Here is a 16,681-nt window from a genome sequence, read left to right on the forward strand (position 1 = left end):
GTACATTTTAATCAAATAACAGTATATACATGGCAAGAGAAAATATATATCAACCCTTTGAGGTCTTTTATGAGAAGGTAGATTCTTGTCCTCTACAGAACAGACAATTCAATTTTTTTGAGTTTGTATTTGTGATTTCAGGAGAAGGAACACACACTGTAAATGGCAATAAAAGCAAAATAACTATGGGTGACCTATATCTAATCACTCCAGAAGACAAACACTCTTTTGACCTAACAGCTCAATCAGAGTTTGTCGTTATTCGCGTGAATGATGAATACATCAAGCAATACAATGCTGCTAATATTAATCACTTAGAATGCGTGCTGTACTATGCTACGCATCTACCTACTTCTATTATAACAGATGAGGAAGACAAACATATCATTCACAAAATAGTAGAATGCCTTATACTCAGTATCCAAAATACTAAAACCTGTAATTGCGATTTACAACGTCAGTATATCAATGCTATTATGATTATAGCTACGCGTAATCTAATGAACTATATTCCTGAAAACTTAACCACTAAAGAACAAAAGGTATTAGACATCATAAGTTACATACAACAGAACATCTATGACCTCAAACGATTAACAGCACAGGTTATAGGACAAGAATTTGGTCTAGCACCGTCTTATATAGGTAATTATTTTTTTAATCAATGCGGAGAAACTATGCAGCAGTACATCACTACTTATCGACTAAAACTTATTAAGCAACGTCTATTATTTAGCGATCTTAGAATAGGTGAGATAGCTTCTGAATTTACGTTTACAGATGAGAGTCATGCTAACAAATTCTTTAAGAAACATGAAAGTATGAGTATGTCGGCTTATAGAAAGACACATCAAAAAAGATAATCTTTTTTATATCAGAAATAGTTGTAATTTCATTCTGAATAAGCTTTTCCTTTTTCTATCTCTTAAAAAAGGCTATGCTATTATTCATCAAACCATTACAACGCTTTTTTAAAAAAGACTTTATGAAAAACAAAATCAATTGGCCAAGAGTAGGTATTATCACAAGTACAATTATCTTCTTTATCGTAGCCATAACTTTTGAAATATTTGAGCTAGCTTCTCTTCCTGGTCAGTTCTTTGGTACATTATTAGGAGTTGTAATTACAGCTATTATTACTGTTCTCTTATTACAAGGACAAACTAAAAGTGAAGAGTCTAGAGAACGTCACTTATTAGTATTTGAAAAGAAACAAGAAGTTTTCTTTCAATTCTTGACTCAGCTAAACACGATCTTACAACGAGAATCACTTAGTCCACACTTATCTACAGGTAAGAAAATAGAGAAAGAAGTGAATAACCTACACGATCTGATCTTTGAGTTTGGTTTTCTTCAAATGCATACCTCAGCAGAGACTTTTGATAAAATCTTAGTTCACGTAGGTAATCTAATGACTGAAAGTCATCAGATCAAAATAGCAGAAAACCAATCAATAGAAAAAGTAGAACAATACTACTTAACGCTTACTTCAGATTTCTTTGCTATCGTATCACTACTTAAGCATGAATTATACAATGAATTCTCTCCTCATATAGACAAGGATAAATTAGATAGAATCATTCGTCTATCTTTCTAACTAAAATAATAGAATAAGGCTCTTGTTGATCAACAAGAGCCTTATTCTATTAAATAGCTTCTACTAAACTTTCTTCTCTCAGTTTTTTAGAGACATTCACCATCGCTATAAGCGCTTTTTCAGTCTCTTCCCAATGACGCGTTTTTAATCCACAGTCAGGGTTTACCCATAATTGTTTTGTTGGTATATAGTTTTCTGCCTTTTTAATTAGATACAACATTTCTTCTTCTGTAGGTACACGTGGAGAGTGAATATCATATACTCCTGGTCCAATCTCATTTGGGTATTTAAATGCTGCAAAAGCATCTAATAAATCCATCTGTGAACGAGAACACTCTATCGTAATCACATCTGCATCCATAGCTGCAATATGCTGTATAATATCGTTAAACTCAGAATAACACATATGAGTATGAATCTGTGTCTCATTCTTCACTCCTGAAGCAGAAATTCTAAATGCTCTAACAGCCCAATCCAAATAACTATCCCAGGCTGCTTTACGCAATGGTAAGCCTTCTCTTATTGCAGGTTCATCAATCTGGATGATTTCAATATTAGCACTTTCTAAATCTACTACTTCATCTCTAATTGCTAAAGCTATTTGAGTACAGGTCTCAGACCTAGGAATATCATTTCGTACAAAGGACCACTGTAATATCGTCACTGGACCTGTCAACATTCCTTTTACCTTTTGCTTAGTCAATGATTGTGCATAAGCAGACCAGAATACCGTTAATGGCTTACTGCGATACACATCTCCATAAATAACAGGAGGTTTCACACATCTACTTCCATAACTCTGTACCCAACCATTCTGAGTAAATGTAAATCCTTCTAATTGTTCTCCGAAGTACTCCACCATATCATTGCGTTCAAATTCTCCATGTACTAATACATCTAGACCGATTTCTTCTTGCCATTGTATAGCTCTAGCCGTCTCTTGTTTTAATAAATCTTCATACTGCTGTGCTGTAAGCTCTCCCTTTTTAAACTTAGCTCTCCACTGTCTTACTTCTTTCGTCTGTGGGAACGAACCTATTGTTGTCGTTGGAAATAAAGGCAGGTCTAATGCTTTATGTTGTAAGGGTTGTCTCGTACTAAACGGAGCTTTTCTTTGTGCATCTTGCTCTGTAATTCCTTGTACGCGTCTTTTTACTGCTTCATGATGTATAAGCGTAGATGTACGTTTATCGTGTTGAGCTATTTTATTCTCTTGATAAACCAATATACCCTCTCTATCTACAACACTCGCTAACTTAGCTAAGTCTACTACTTCCTGAACCTTTTGTTTAGCAAAAGCGAGCCATTGCTTGATTTCTGTTGTTAATTTCACTTCTCCTTCTAAATCAATAGGGCTGTGAAGTAATGAACACGATGTCGCTATGATGATTTTCTCTTTCCCTCTTCGTTCAATAGCTTTATCTATCAATGTTAATGATTGTTCATAATCGTTCTTCCAAATATTACGACCATCCACTACACCAAGTGACAATTTTAAACTAGCAGGAACCTTATTAAGTATCTCCTCTAATTGTTCTTCATTGCGAACTAGATCAATATGCAATACTTCTACTGGTAATGCCAATGCCAACGAAGCATTATCTTCTAATCCTCCAAAGTAAGTAGCTACAATTACCTTAAGATCTGGAAAAGAAGATTGTATAATATTGTAAAACGATGTGATTGCTTTTTTCTGTTCTTCTGTCAAGTCAAGCACTAGAAAAGGTTCATCAATTTGAATGTATTGAACTCCTTCATCTGTCAGACGTTTTATTATTTCAAGATATACAGGTAACAAACTATCTACTAAGCTTAATACATTGAAATCTTGTTCTTTTGCCTTACCTAATAGCAAATAAGAAACAAGACTTAAGATAACGGGCTTAGTCTCTATACCAATCTTCTTTGCTTCTTTATATTCCTCTACTACCTTTAGTGAAGTTAATTCAAACTGCTGTCCTTTATAAAACTCCGGTACGATATAGTGATAGTTAGTATCAAACCATTTTGTCATTTCCATAGCAGTAATATCAAATCCACCTTTTTGATACCCTCTAGCCATCGCGAAGTATAAATCTAGTAAAGACAGACCTTCATTTGTACGGAGAGGCTGATACCTTTTAGGAATAGCTCCTAAGGTTAAACTCCAATCCAATACCTGATCATAAAATGAAAAGTCATTAGAAGGAATTAATGTAATACCTGCTGTCTTTTGTAATTGCCAATTTTGATGACGAATAGCTTGCGCAACCTGCTCTAACTCTTCTCTTTCAATTTTCTCAGCCCAATACTGTTCATTTGCTTTTTTCAGCTCTCTTTGGCCACCAATACGCGGATAGCCTAATACTTGTGTTTGCATTTTCACAACTTTTTAAAATGGTTAATTAATCACTTAAAAAGTTCTCTCTTCCTAATGCATTACGCGGTAGTGGGGAAACTCTAATAGATAAGGAATAGCTATACAATACTACTTCTATATAACATAGAAACAGCACATCATAGCATCAAACCTGACTATAGCTCTTTACCGCGAAAGCATTGTCAATTCAAAAATGGCAGGTCTCCTGACTTATAACTACACTAATCGCCCTTCCCGATTTTATATCAGTGAGCATAATATGACTAGTATATTCAATGTTACTTACAGTTGCGCGACAGTTCGTGATTCTCACACGATTCCCTTTTAATCTACAGTTAAGTAAAACCTATTTTCGCCTGATGAAGTATTTTAAGAACAATTCATTAATTCTAAACAAAGATACAATTGAAGAATATAAACACATTACATATTCAACAATTAAGAACAAATAACCATAATAATAATTTAAACAGATTTTAATTCTATTATCACTACATTTGGTACCACTAAAACAAAATATTATTCTAATGCATAACCTAGACGAGACAGATTTAAAACTACTTCGAATACTATGTGACAACTCTAATCTGACTACAAAAGAGATTGCTCAACAAGTAAACCTATCTGCTACTCCAGTTTTTGAAAGAATAAAACGACTAGAAAAAGAAGGCTTTATAAAGAAATATATCGCTTTAATAGATGCTGAAAAGCTAAATAAAGGCTTTATTGTATTCTGTAATATTAAACTTAAACAACATGAGCGCCTTATCAATAACAAGTTTGTTGAAGATATTATGCTTATAGATGAAGTTGTTGAATGTTATAATATATCAGGAGATTTTGACTTTATCCTAAAAGTATATGCTAATGATATGAAGCATTACCAAGACTTTGTATTTAATAAATTAGCCATGGTAGATAGTATAGGAAGTACACATAGTTCTTTTGTGATGAGAGAAATTAAGAACACTCACAACATTTCTTTTTAAATATTAAAAGAAATCAATTAAAACAAAAAAGCCACATCTCACGATGTGGCTCTCTCAATTAAAAAGTAGTAAAAAATCGACAAAGATTATTTGTCTAGAAAGACTCAATCTATTGACATAATCCAGTTTTATAAATAGTTTCCAAATTAGCACGATGATTAACTATCTAAAAGTAAAATGCCGACGAACAGATTGAGTCAAGTAATTAATAATCTACTATAAAGATTGTTCTCCCTATAGTATCACTTTCATTACTCTATATATAAATGGAAAAAATTATTCTCTCCAACCTCCTCCTAATGCTTTATAAAGCTTAATAATGGCTTGCCATTCTAATAGCTGATCATTACTATGTGCTAATTGTGCATAAAGGTGTGCTTGTTCTGAAGTCAATACATCTGTATAATTCGTTGATGAATGATACACTAATAACTTCTTTGTATAATCAACAGCTAAGGCTAACTTATCCACTTGTTGTTGTCTCATAGTCAGTTGCTCTCCTGCCATCTCATAAGCATATAGTGCATCAGAGACCTCTTGCCCTGCTACTAACATAGTTTTTTGAAAGTTGTACGCTTTCTCTTGATAACTCGCTTTCGCTATCTCTAACCTCGTTTTGTTTTGTCTTTTATTAAAGATAGGCTGTAATAAGCCCCCTGCTATATTAGCAAACAATCCTGTAGAAGTAAACCAATCTTTAAACTCATAACTAGAGAATCCCGCTCCTCCTGTGATATTTAATGAAGGGTAGAATGCTCTCTTAGCCGCATTCACATCTTCAAAATACGCTGCCAACTCATACTCAGCTGCCATCACATCAGGCCTATTCTTTAATAGATGTGCAGGTATCCCTATACTTGGTTCTATTGGTAGTTCTTGTACAGTTAAGTTAGCTCTATCTATTGTACCTACAGGTTTCCCTAATAGAACATTCAATGCATTTTCTACTTCTCTGATTTGGCGTTTCACACCAGGTAGTGTAGCCTCAGCGTCATAGTAGTTAGCTTCACTCTGTACCACAGCCGCACCTGTTACTACACTTGACTCCTTCAACTTTTGCATTGTTTCAACATCTACTTTTCTATTCACTATCGTCTTTTCGATAATAGTTTGTTGTTGATCTAACGCCAATAATTGGTAATAATAATCTGCTATCTGAGCGACTATCTGAGTCTGCACAGCCTTTTGTCCTGCATCAGACTGAAGCATTCTATAGTAAGCAGCACGCTTACTACTCGCTAATTTTCCCCATACATCTATCTCCCAAGAAGTATTAGCGAATACATCATACTGTGTCGCATTCTTTACAAAACCAAACCCCTGAGGATAAGATAATCTTGATCTTTTCACTCCTCCACCTATACTTAAGTCAGGTAAGAACGCAGCTTTAGATTGTTTTAATAACGCCTCTGAAGCATGTAGCCTTTCTATCCCTATCTTTAGGTCTAAGTTATTTTCTATTCCTTCTGTTATTAGCTCTTGTAGCTTTGCATCTTTAAACAAAGTTTGCCAAGGCATCATGCCTATACTTAATGTGTCCCCTTCTTGGGTATTTCGATAAAGCTCTTTTGCAGCAATATCTAAGTGCTGATAACTCTGTGTGGATTGGCATGAGGCCAACATCCCCATAGCCAGAGCACCTATATATATTTTATATGTCCATTTCATGATTCTTCTGATTTATCGCATTGACTTAAGTCATTGTGTAACGTATAAGTGCACCCTTAGATACACTTATACATTTCTCACTTTATAATTACACTTACTCTTGTTCTTCTAATACAGGAGCTCCACTTATTTTCTCTTGTAACGCCTGGAACACAACAAATAATGAAGGAATAACTAATACCCCGATCAGCGTACCAATCAACATTCCTCCTACCGCAGCTGTACCAATTGATTTATTACTCAATGCTCCTGCTCCTGTCGCCATCATCAGTGGTAATAATCCAAATATGAAAGCAAACGAAGTCATCAGAATAGGTCTTAGACGAATACGCGCTCCTTCTATAGCAGCCGCTGCAATAGTCTGACCTGACTGTCGTCTCTGTAGCGCAAACTCTACAATCAGAATAGCATTCTTCGCTAATAAACCAATCAACATAATCAAACTAATCTGTAAGAATATATTATTTTCTATTCCGAATAGCTTAGCGAAGATAAAAGCTCCTGCTAATCCTATCGGTAAAGAGAACAACACTGCCAATGGAAGTATATAACTCTTAAACTGAGCACTTAATAAGAAGTAAACGAATAAGATAGACAGCACAAAAATAATAACAGTCTGATTACCACTACCGCTCTCTTCTCTAGACAATCCTGAATACTCAAAACCATACCCTTGTGGTAAAGTCTGTGCTGCTACTTCTTCTATCGCACGTATAGCATCTCCAGAACTAAAACCTGGATTAGGGCTACCATTCACGAAAGCTGAGTTAAACAAATTAAAGCGCGTCAAGAACTCTGGACTGTACACTTTCTTCAGATCAATGAAGGCTGTGATAGGAGACATTACTCCTTGCTCATTCTTCACATATAGTTTATCGATAGCCTCTTTATTCTCACGGAAATTAGGATCTGCTTGTATCATCACCTTATACTGCTTACCGAAGCGGTTAAAGTTCGTTGCATAAATACCTCCTAAATACCCTTGTAGTGTAGTCAGAATCTCTGTTACCCCTACCCCTGCCTCTTTTGCTTTTGCTACATTGACAGACACTTCATACTGTGGGAAGTTCGTATTAAAAGACGAAGTGGCATACATAATCTCAGGACGTTGATTTAACGCTCCTAAGAATCCTCCTATTATTTCTTCAAACTTCTTATAATCTCCACCAGTCTTATCTTGTAACTGTACTTCGAATCCTGAACTGTTACCAAATCCTTGTAGTGTAGGTGCTGCAAAGAATACCACATTAGCATCCTTAATATGCGCTGTCTTAGCAAATAACTGTCCTACTACACTGTGAATATTTTGTTCTGGATTTGGGCGATCTTTCCAGTGTTTTAACTTAATGAACTCTACAGCATACGAACTACCATTCCCACTGAAGAAGTCCATACCTGCTAGTCGTGAAGTGAACTTTACCTCAGGTATACTCATCGCGATACTATCTATCTCGTTAGAGATACGCTCAGTCTCTTCAAGAGAAGTAGAAGGAGCTAAGATAATATTACCATAGATAGAAGCACTATCCTCATTAGGAACAAATCCCGTTGGTGTCGTTTTCGTTAAGAATACAAACAAGGCACCAAATACAACGATACTTCCTAACGACAACCATTTATTCTTATTCAAGAAGCCCAATACACCTACATAGCGATTAGTCATTCTGTCAAATGAACTATTAAAAGCAGATTTAAATCTATTGACAAAACCTCTTTTCTCCTCGTGTATACCTGACTCAGGTTTCAACATAATAGCACATAGCGCAGGACTCAGTGTCAAGGCATTAATAGCCGAAATCAAAATAGCGACAGCTAATGTGATACCAAATTCTTTATAAAACACCCCTACAGATCCTTCGATAAATGTAACGGGTACGAATACAGCTGACATCACTAACGTAATCGAAATAATAGCAGTAGTCAACTCACTCATGGCACTCACTGTAGCCTTCTTCGCTGTCTCTGCTCCTTCATATAGTTTGGCATGTACTGCCTCTACTACGATGATGGCATCGTCCACCACAATACCGATGGACAGTACTAGAGCAAAAAGAGTCAACAAGTTAATAGAGAAGCCAAATAGATTCAAGAAAAAGAACGTACCTACGATAGCTACTGGTACCGCTATAGCTGGTATCAAAGTAGAACGCCAATCCTGTAAGAACACTAATACTACTATGAACACTAATACAAATGCTTCTATTAAAGTCGCTATCAATTTATCAATAGAGGCTAATAAGAAATCATTAGAATTCGCATATACTTCGAATTTCGCCCCCGCAGGCAAGTCTTTTTCTGCTTCTTTTAATAATTCTTCACATTGCTTAATAATCTCATGGGCATTAGACCCTGCCACCTGATTTACCGCGATATAAGTACCGTGCTGTTTATAAGCAGTCATGGTCATCGCATACGAGTAGGCTCCTAAGTCTATCTCTGCCACATCACTTAGACGCAATATCTTACCTGTACCATTAGAACGGATAATAATATCTCCGAACTCTTCTGGCGTTTCTAATCGACCTGTGTATTTTAAAGCATACTGAAAACTCTGTCTGCTATTCTCTCCTACCTTACCTGGTGCTGCCTCTACGTTTTGCTCTTGTAACGCTTGTACGATATCACTTGGTGTAAGTCCGTAAGAAGCCATTGCATTTGGCTTTAACCAGATACGCATACTGTACTCACGCCCTCCATAGATAGAGGCATCCCCTACTCCATTGATACGCTTGATCTTAGGCAGAATATTGATACGAGCATAGTTCTCTAAGAATGCCTGATCATATCTACTATCAGAGCTATACATTAAGAAACTGAATATCTCACTACTCAATCTCTTGGTTGTAGTCACCCCTTGTTTTATTACCTCTTCTGGCAATTGACTCATGGCTTGGCTCACACGGTTCTGCACGTTCACAGCTGCCATGTCAGCATCTGCTCCTTGTGTAAAAGTAATGGTAATAACAGCCGAACCATCATTACTCGCCTTTGAGTTCATATACGCCATATTCTCTACTCCATTAATCTGTTCTTCTAATGGAATAATTACACTCTTCATTACCGCCTCAGCATTTGCCCCTTGGTAGTTAGCAGTCACCTGTACTGTAGGCGGTGCTATCTCAGGATACTGTGTGATAGGTAATGAGAATAGTCCTAACAACCCTAGTATTACTATAATGATAGATATCACGGTAGATAACACTGGGTTTTCTATAAATCTTTTCAACATAATGCTATTCTCTATTACATTTTAATCTTCATTCCTTCACGTAGTCCTCCTATATCTGCACTTACGATTTTGTCTCCAGGTTTTAACCCACTTGTCACTACGAAGTATTGACTCGAAGGCACCTTCTCCATAACCGAAATTTCTGTGCTAGTCACTACACCCTCTGCATTAGCCACATAAATAAAACGCTTCCCTTGCACTTCAAAAGTCGCCTTCTGAGGAACTAGAATAGCTTCGCTTACACTCTCGTGTACACGAATGGTAGCACTATTTCCACTTCTCAATATTCCCTGTGGATTAGTAAACACAGCTCTAAAGTTCACACTTCCAGTACGAGGGTCTACTTGTCCACTCACTGTATTTATTTTCCCTTTCTGATTGTATTCACTTCCATTCGCTAATAAAAGAGATACTTCAGGCATACTCGCGAGTCTCTGTTCTAGAGTTTGTTCTCCTCCTTTTTGCATAAAGTCGATAAACTCTTTTTCATTCATAGAGAAATAAGCATTGATACTTCCTATCTCAGATACTGTAGTTAGAGGCTCTGGTGAAGCGCTACTTACCAGTGCTCCCACTTTATAAGGGATTAATCCTATAACTCCATCAAAGGGAGCTACCACCTGAGTATATCCCACATTAGCCTGTGCACTATTTAAGTTAGCTTTAGCTTGTGCTAGTTGTGCTTCTTTACTTCTTAATGCATACTCTGCAGACTCTAACTCATAGTTACTGATAATACCTTCACTCACTAGTGGTTTAGCTTTAGCTACATGCATACGAGCGTTGTTTAACTCTGCCTCTGCATTTTTTATCGAAGCCACCGCTGCCACACTCTCTTCGTGATATTGTGGAGCGTAGATTTTGAATAAGGGTTGCCCTTTTTTGACTGTTTGCCCTTCATCCACATAGATTGCCTCAACGAAACCATCAATTTTTGGACGCAATTCTACATCTTTTATCCCTTGTAACACCACTGGATAATCTGTAAATAAATTAGCTTGCTCCGCTTTTATTGAAAGTACAGGATACTGCTCGACTTGACTGTCTCCTCCCCATTCTCCTTCTTGCTTTTTATCTTGACATGCCCATAATAAGGCGATTGTAGTAAGACCTAAAAAAGTAGATGTTTTTTTCATCTTTAACTATTTATTATTGATTGAACTATTGCGTTAAGTAGTAGCACTATTTCTATTTAAACATGTAGCAAATGTATTATCTAAACAAAATGAGGTAAAGGGGTAAAAAGTAGATTTTTTAGTCAAAAGGTAAGATTATAGAAATCAAGAAGTATCTCCCTTAAGTACAAAACACATTATTTCTCTTCCCTACCGCACTATGCCCTAGCTTATAAAAGAATATAATACACAGCCATTAGGCTACTATTAACATGAGGCAAAATTCCATCAATGAGCACTAGCACACAAGCACTATAACACGGTATAGATGTTCAAAATGTCGGATTTCAAACATTTAACTATAATCGTTCTAAATAAGTTAATTTTAGCCAATAAGTAAGTTTCAGCCACTTATCCCTTCTATTTATAGTTCTTAAAAAATGGGAAACACTTTTTTAAAATCATCTACTTATTACTACCTATTTATAGCAATAAAACACTTTTTTAAGCTCTATTTTTTCTAAAAAGCACTCTATTAGGCTAATTCTAGCCATAAATAGTAAAAAAGAGATTCACTTTTTTTAAACAGCAAAAACAACCAACAATATAGTAATCAACACATTACTATCTATTTCGTTTTTTATTCAATGAAGTACTATCCCCTACCATCCCTTATATAATCTAGCATTCATCCTAATTCCTTCGACAATACATGGAGAATACCTCGAAAATGATGGAGCTAAGATGGTCTTTGTCGAGGGATGCTTCTTTTATTCTCCCATTATTTTCCAATCATTTCGTTTGGAGAAAAACACAGTGCTCAATTATGAATCACTTAATGATCATTCACAATATTCAATAAATAGGTTAACAAAATGGAGAACTAGAGAAAAGAAGGCAATGGACTTCTATTAATTGGCAATGCATTCTTATCTCTTATAACAAGAATGGGATACGCTATAAAAAAGTAATACTATTATCAATAAAAAGATGATAACGCTCTTATAAGTAATTCCTCTTATAAACTGTGACGATAAGCACTAGGACTAATACTGCTATACTTTTTAAAGTATTTGCCAAAGGTGCTCTGATCGCTGAAGTGAAGTATCTCTGCGATGATTCCTATAGAGAGGTTTTGGTCTTGTAGTAAGATTTTAGCTTCTAAGACTACTTGATTTTGGATCCACTCACTAGCAGTCAGTCCCGTTTCTGATGAGATTACTTGACTTAGATATTTAGGATGTACATGGAGATAGTCAGCGTAGTACTGTACACTTCTGTGTTCTTTACAGTGCTTACCTACCGCCTCTCTAAACTTGAGAGCTAGTTTATGTAAACTTTTGGTCACATTACCATATTTCTCATACAGATACGCTACTTCGTTAATCATACTGTAGATTACTCCTCTGATGACCTCTGTATGAAAAGAGTTGGTTGAATTATGATAGAGATCTATGACCTTAAACATGGTTTTAAAACTCTCAAACTCCTTAGAATCTAACTGTGTAACACAACCTCCTAGACTAGATAAATCCGAAAAAGAAGCGAGTACATTATTCTCTACTAACTTATCTTGTAAGAAATCTTCTGAGAATAAGATTGTCATCATCTCATAAGTACGACGAGTCTTGTCCCATCTCTTAATTGATGTAGTATCTGCAAAAATAATGGCAGGTCCCTTGATAGTATACTCTGTAAGATCGATATAGAAGGTAATCTCTCCTTCCTCTAAAAGCCCTATTCCATAATAATTAGACCGATATGGCTCTGCCGGATAGTATGCTAGATTAATAAATGGCATATAGATATAGTGCTCCTGAGTCTCTAATTCTTTGAAACTATTCTTTAAGCGATCTAAGGTTTCCCATTTAATATTCTTCATTTCTAGTCTAGCTGATAGGCAAAAATAGAAAGTTATTTAGAATAATTTCGTTTTTTGATACTTCTTGTACCTCATTGCCTCACTACATTTATTTGTATAAAATCTGTAACTCCATAGCATGAGAAACGACTCTCAAAAAAAAATATCGTTATATTTGCTTTATCATTAAAATAACCTCAACACAAAAAATAAAAGATATGAAAAAAATAGGATGGATAGGATTAGGAAATATGGGAACCCCTATGGCGCACAATCTTTTAAAGGCAGGTTATAAACTAAACTTCTATAGAAGAGACAGTGCTAAAACTTCTCCACTTATCGCTGAAGGGGCTACTCCTATAGAAGATCTTACAGACTTTATCGCTAAGACAGATATTATCTTTCTAACACTGCCTGATGATAAAATAGTAGTAAGTACTTTCGAACAAATTCTCACTACGGATCTAAAGGGAAAAACATTCGTTAACAGTAGTACAATATCGCCTACATTAGCTGAAAAACTATATCAACAAGTACAAGAGAAAGAGGCTTTCTATCTAGATGCTCCTGTATCAGGAAGTGTAAAACCTGCGATAGATGGTACACTCTTATTCTTAGTAGGTGGTGATCTAGAAGATCACTTGACTTGCGAACCTCTTTTTGAAGTAATGGGTAAAAGCCATTATTACTTAGGAACGGCAGGTAGTGGTAGCAAAGCTAAACTAGCAATTAACTACTATATGTCTGTAGTAGTACAAGGACTAGCAGAGACTGTACTATTCGCAGAACAGAATGGAATAAATAGAGAGATGATGACTGCTATCGTAAATAATAGTGCATGTGGCTCTGGTATGAGTAAGATAAAGACCCCTGCTATCCTAGATGATAACTATCCTGCTGCATTTCCACTAAAGTTTATGCTAAAGGACATTCGCCTAGCACAAGATGCAGGATGGAATACTGCACTGACACAAGCTGCTGAACAAGCGTATGCAAAGGCTAGTGAACAAGGATTAGCCGAACAAGACTTAATGGCGGTAATCAAAGCCATTCAATAATTATATATTAACAAACCTCAATCTAATACAGATGACGCACTTACAAGAAGTAATCGAAAAGGCGTGGGACGACCGCTCACTATTACAAGATCAAAACACTCAAAATACTATTCGTGAAGTTATAGAGCTGATTGACAGTGGTAAATTGCGTGTAGCTGAACCTAAGGGAACAGAATGGCAAATCAATGAATGGGTAAAGAAGGCAGTAGTGCTATACTTCCCTATTCAAAAGATGGAAACTTTAGAAGCTGGTATCTTCGAATACCACGATAAAATGCCTCTAAAGAAGAATTATGCTGAGAAGGGAATCAGAGTAGTACCTAATGCTGTGGCTCGTCATGGAGCTTATATCTCATCAGGTGTTATCCTTATGCCTTCTTATGTGAATATAGGTGCTTATGTAGATGAAGGAACGATGGTAGATACATGGGCTACTGTTGGATCTTGTGCTCAGATAGGTAAACATGTTCACTTATCAGGTGGTGTAGGTATCGGAGGAGTACTAGAACCTCTACAGGCTGCGCCTGTTATTATTGAGGACAATGCATTCATCGGATCGCGTTGTATCGTAGTAGAAGGTGTTCGCGTAGGGAAAGAAGCTGTATTAGGTGCTAATGTAGTACTAACAGCGTCTACTAAAATTATAGATGTAACAGGAGATACTCCTAAAGAAATAAAAGGATATGTACCGGAGCGCTCTGTAGTGATACCTGGTTCGTATACAAAACAATTCCCTGCTGGTGAGTTCCAAGTACCTTGTGCGTTAATCATCGGACAGAGAAAACCATCTACAGATCTTAAAACATCTCTAAACGATGCTTTAAGAGAATATAATGTAGCTGTATAAATACTAAATATACCATTACTATCATAAAACAGAGTACTTTTGTGCTCTGTTTTTATTTATTAAAAAAAGTTTTTATTATTGATTATGAGTAAATTATTTTCTCAAAATTGTATCCTATTCTTTAAAAGATTTCTTTTAATCTTCTTCTTTTATCAAGTATGTAGAGTAGGTTTCTATTTTTACAATTCACACTTATTAGATCCTTGGGATTTAAATATATTTCTTGGGGGTGTTCGATTTGACTTAGCGGCACTAGGATTTATTAATATGGCATTCGCCTTATTACACTTATTCCCTGGTAAATTTCAAAATAACAAAGGATATCAACAGTTCTTATTTTACAGTTTCTACTTAGTGAATATATTCATACTATGTCTAAACTTTGTAGACTACGAATACTTTAGATTTATCAGTAGACGTAGTTCTTATGCCTTTATCACTGCCTCTGGTATGGAACAAGAATTACCAGGATTATTAAAGAATTTCATTGTAGACTACTGGTGGATACCAGTCTATATGTTCTTATCCTTCGTAATATTCTGGTTGATATACAGAAAGATAGATTACAAAATCAAAAGCAGTAAATTCAATATTAAAGATACTGTCGTGATGGTATTAGTAATAGGAATCATGCTAGTATTAGGTCGTGGGGGATTACAACGCAAACCTATTCGTCTAGTAGATGCATCTCAATATGGAGGATTAAAAAATACAGCTCTAGTCTTAAACACTCCATTCTCTGTATTAAAAACAATGGGAAGAAACGAAAACTTAGAAGAGGTAAACTTCTATACTGAAGCTGAACTAGACCAGGTATTTAATCCTGTACAAGAGTTCAAATATGACAGTATTAATAAAAAGAATGTTGTCTTGTTAATCGTTGAAAGTTTCGGTAGAGAAACGATGCATAGAGGATTGACTCCATTTATGGATTCGCTAGCGCAGAATAGTCATTTCTTCGAAAATGCATTCGCTAATGGTAAAGTATCTATCGATGCTGTACCATCGTCTATCTCTAGTATTCCTAGCTTAATGAATAGAACATTTATTTCGTCTAGCTATGCATTAAACGACGTATATACACTACCTAAAATATTAAAAGAAAATGGATATCACACTGCGTTCTTCCACGGTGCGTTCAACGGTAGTCAAAACTTCGATCAATATGCTAATGTAGCAGGTTTTGATGAATATTATGGAAAGAATGAATACGAAGGCCCTGATGCATTTGACGGAACTTGGGGTGTATTTGATGAAGAGTTTTTACAGTTCTATATCAAACAATTAGACCGATTCAAGAAACCTTTTTTTACTACTCTATTCACAATTTCGTCACATAACCCATATACTATCCCTGAGAAGTATAAAGGTAAATTCCCTAAAGGAGAAGCAGACATCCACGAATCAATCGCCTATGCTGATTATTCTCTTAAAAAGTTCTTCGAAACTGCAAAAAATAAAGAGTGGTATAACAATACTATTTTTATTATTACTGCAGACCATACCTGTGCAGAACCTATAGAAGATGAATGGAAAACGAATGTAGGTAAATTCCGTATTCCTATCTTGTTCTTTGCTCCTAATGACCCAAGTATAACAACTGAAAAAGTAGAGAAGAACTTCCAACAGATCGATATCCTACCAAGTTTACTGGACTATCTACAGATTAATACTAAGATTATTACTTATGGTAAATCTTATAAATCTGATCAAGACTTTGTAGTAAACTACTTAGATAATATCTATAACTATGAAAAAGGAGATTATTACTTAGCTTTTGACGGGAAGAAAACCTTAGGTCTATACAACTGGAAAAAAGATCCTCTACTAAAGCAAAACCTGATGAATACAGAGACAGTAAAAAGAGAAGAGATGGAAAAATTCATCAAAGCCTATATACAGTCCTTTAATTCTAGAGTCAAAAACAATCAATTGACTGTGAAATAATATTATAATAA

At 35.6% G+C, this 16,681-nt stretch carries 11 protein-coding genes and 1 riboswitch; of the genes, 6 read left to right on the forward strand and 5 right to left on the reverse strand.

Going from position 1 to position 16,681, the window contains the following annotated elements; translation table 11 throughout:
* Positions 1-29 precede the first annotated feature (29 nt).
* Both MODO_RS11830 and MODO_RS11835 read left to right on the forward strand, forming a co-directional pair.
* Positions 30-863, forward strand: a complete 834-nt coding sequence (locus MODO_RS11830; protein ID WP_006258638.1) for a helix-turn-helix domain-containing protein — start codon at positions 30-32, stop codon at positions 861-863.
* A 122-nt stretch (positions 864-985) separates the two neighbouring features.
* Positions 986-1,597 (forward strand): hypothetical protein, encoded by a 612-nt coding sequence (locus MODO_RS11835; RefSeq protein WP_016648903.1) that lies wholly within the window; start codon positions 986-988, stop codon positions 1,595-1,597.
* Positions 1,598-1,646: 49 nt separating this feature from the next.
* Here MODO_RS11835 and metE read toward each other — a convergent pair whose 3' ends face one another.
* The gene (metE, locus tag MODO_RS11840; protein WP_006258640.1) at positions 1,647-3,956 is read right to left on the reverse strand and encodes a 5-methyltetrahydropteroyltriglutamate--homocysteine S-methyltransferase; all 2,310 of its coding nucleotides are present in this window, start codon (positions 3,954-3,956) and stop codon (positions 1,647-1,649) included.
* A 178-nt stretch (positions 3,957-4,134) separates the two neighbouring features.
* Positions 4,135-4,322: riboswitch (cobalamin riboswitch) on the reverse strand.
* Positions 4,323-4,483: 161 nt separating this feature from the next.
* Here metE and MODO_RS11845 point away from each other — a divergent pair.
* A complete protein-coding gene (locus tag MODO_RS11845; protein ID WP_006258641.1) occupies positions 4,484-4,945 on the forward strand; it encodes an Lrp/AsnC family transcriptional regulator in 462 nt (153 codons plus the stop codon).
* 276 nt (positions 4,946-5,221) lie between these two features.
* Here MODO_RS11845 and MODO_RS11850 read toward each other — a convergent pair whose 3' ends face one another.
* From MODO_RS11850 to MODO_RS11865, 4 genes are all read right to left on the reverse strand, one after another.
* Positions 5,222-6,613: a TolC family protein gene (locus MODO_RS11850; protein ID WP_006258642.1), complete on the reverse strand. Its 1,392-nt coding sequence runs from the start codon at positions 6,611-6,613 to the stop codon at positions 5,222-5,224.
* A 94-nt stretch (positions 6,614-6,707) separates the two neighbouring features.
* Positions 6,708-9,842, reverse strand: a complete 3,135-nt coding sequence (locus tag MODO_RS11855) for an efflux RND transporter permease subunit (protein WP_006258643.1) — start codon at positions 9,840-9,842, stop codon at positions 6,708-6,710.
* A 14-nt stretch (positions 9,843-9,856) separates the two neighbouring features.
* Positions 9,857-10,978 carry an efflux RND transporter periplasmic adaptor subunit gene (locus MODO_RS11860; RefSeq protein ID WP_006258644.1) on the reverse strand — a complete coding sequence of 374 codons (1,122 nt, stop codon included), beginning with the start codon at positions 10,976-10,978 and terminating at the stop codon, positions 9,857-9,859.
* Between the two features lie 997 nt (positions 10,979-11,975).
* On the reverse strand, positions 11,976-12,839 hold the full coding sequence (locus MODO_RS11865) for a helix-turn-helix domain-containing protein (protein ID WP_006258645.1): 864 nt from the start codon (positions 12,837-12,839) through the stop codon (positions 11,976-11,978).
* Between the two features lie 197 nt (positions 12,840-13,036).
* On the opposite strand from MODO_RS11865, the gene MODO_RS11870 reads away from it, so the two are divergent.
* The 3 genes from MODO_RS11870 to MODO_RS11880 all read left to right on the forward strand — a co-directional run bounded on the left by MODO_RS11870 (position 13,037) and on the right by MODO_RS11880 (position 16,670).
* Positions 13,037-13,876: an NAD(P)-dependent oxidoreductase gene (locus tag MODO_RS11870; protein ID WP_006258646.1), complete on the forward strand. Its 840-nt coding sequence runs from the start codon at positions 13,037-13,039 to the stop codon at positions 13,874-13,876.
* A 31-nt stretch (positions 13,877-13,907) separates the two neighbouring features.
* On the forward strand, positions 13,908-14,723 hold the full coding sequence (locus MODO_RS11875) for a 2,3,4,5-tetrahydropyridine-2,6-dicarboxylate N-succinyltransferase (protein ID WP_006258647.1): 816 nt from the start codon (positions 13,908-13,910) through the stop codon (positions 14,721-14,723).
* A gap of 78 nt (positions 14,724-14,801) precedes the next feature.
* Positions 14,802-16,670, forward strand: coding sequence for an LTA synthase family protein (locus MODO_RS11880; RefSeq protein ID WP_006258648.1), 1,869 nt, complete (start codon positions 14,802-14,804; stop codon positions 16,668-16,670).
* Positions 16,671-16,681: the final 11 nt, after the last annotated feature.

Source organism: Myroides odoratimimus (assembly GCF_001485415.1).
Lineage (GTDB): Bacteria > Bacteroidota > Bacteroidia > Flavobacteriales > Flavobacteriaceae > Flavobacterium > Flavobacterium odoratimimum.

What these genes read in the sequence shown, in the direction of transcription:
- MODO_RS11830 (WP_006258638.1), top strand. Translation starts at nt 30, where the DNA reads ATGGCAAGAGAAAATATATATCAACCCTTTGAGGTCTTTTATGAGAAG.
- MODO_RS11835 (WP_016648903.1), top strand. Translation starts at nt 986, where the DNA reads ATGAAAAACAAAATCAATTGGCCAAGAGTAGGTATTATCACAAGTACA.
- metE (WP_006258640.1), bottom strand. Translation starts at nt 3,956, where the DNA reads ATGCAAACACAAGTATTAGGCTATCCGCGTATTGGTGGCCAAAGAGAG.
- MODO_RS11845 (WP_006258641.1), top strand. Translation starts at nt 4,484, where the DNA reads ATGCATAACCTAGACGAGACAGATTTAAAACTACTTCGAATACTATGT.
- MODO_RS11850 (WP_006258642.1), bottom strand. Translation starts at nt 6,613, where the DNA reads ATGAAATGGACATATAAAATATATATAGGTGCTCTGGCTATGGGGATG.
- MODO_RS11855 (WP_006258643.1), bottom strand. Translation starts at nt 9,842, where the DNA reads ATGTTGAAAAGATTTATAGAAAACCCAGTGTTATCTACCGTGATATCT.
- MODO_RS11860 (WP_006258644.1), bottom strand. Translation starts at nt 10,978, where the DNA reads ATGAAAAAAACATCTACTTTTTTAGGTCTTACTACAATCGCCTTATTA.
- MODO_RS11865 (WP_006258645.1), bottom strand. Translation starts at nt 12,839, where the DNA reads ATGAAGAATATTAAATGGGAAACCTTAGATCGCTTAAAGAATAGTTTC.
- MODO_RS11870 (WP_006258646.1), top strand. Translation starts at nt 13,037, where the DNA reads ATGAAAAAAATAGGATGGATAGGATTAGGAAATATGGGAACCCCTATG.
- MODO_RS11875 (WP_006258647.1), top strand. Translation starts at nt 13,908, where the DNA reads ATGACGCACTTACAAGAAGTAATCGAAAAGGCGTGGGACGACCGCTCA.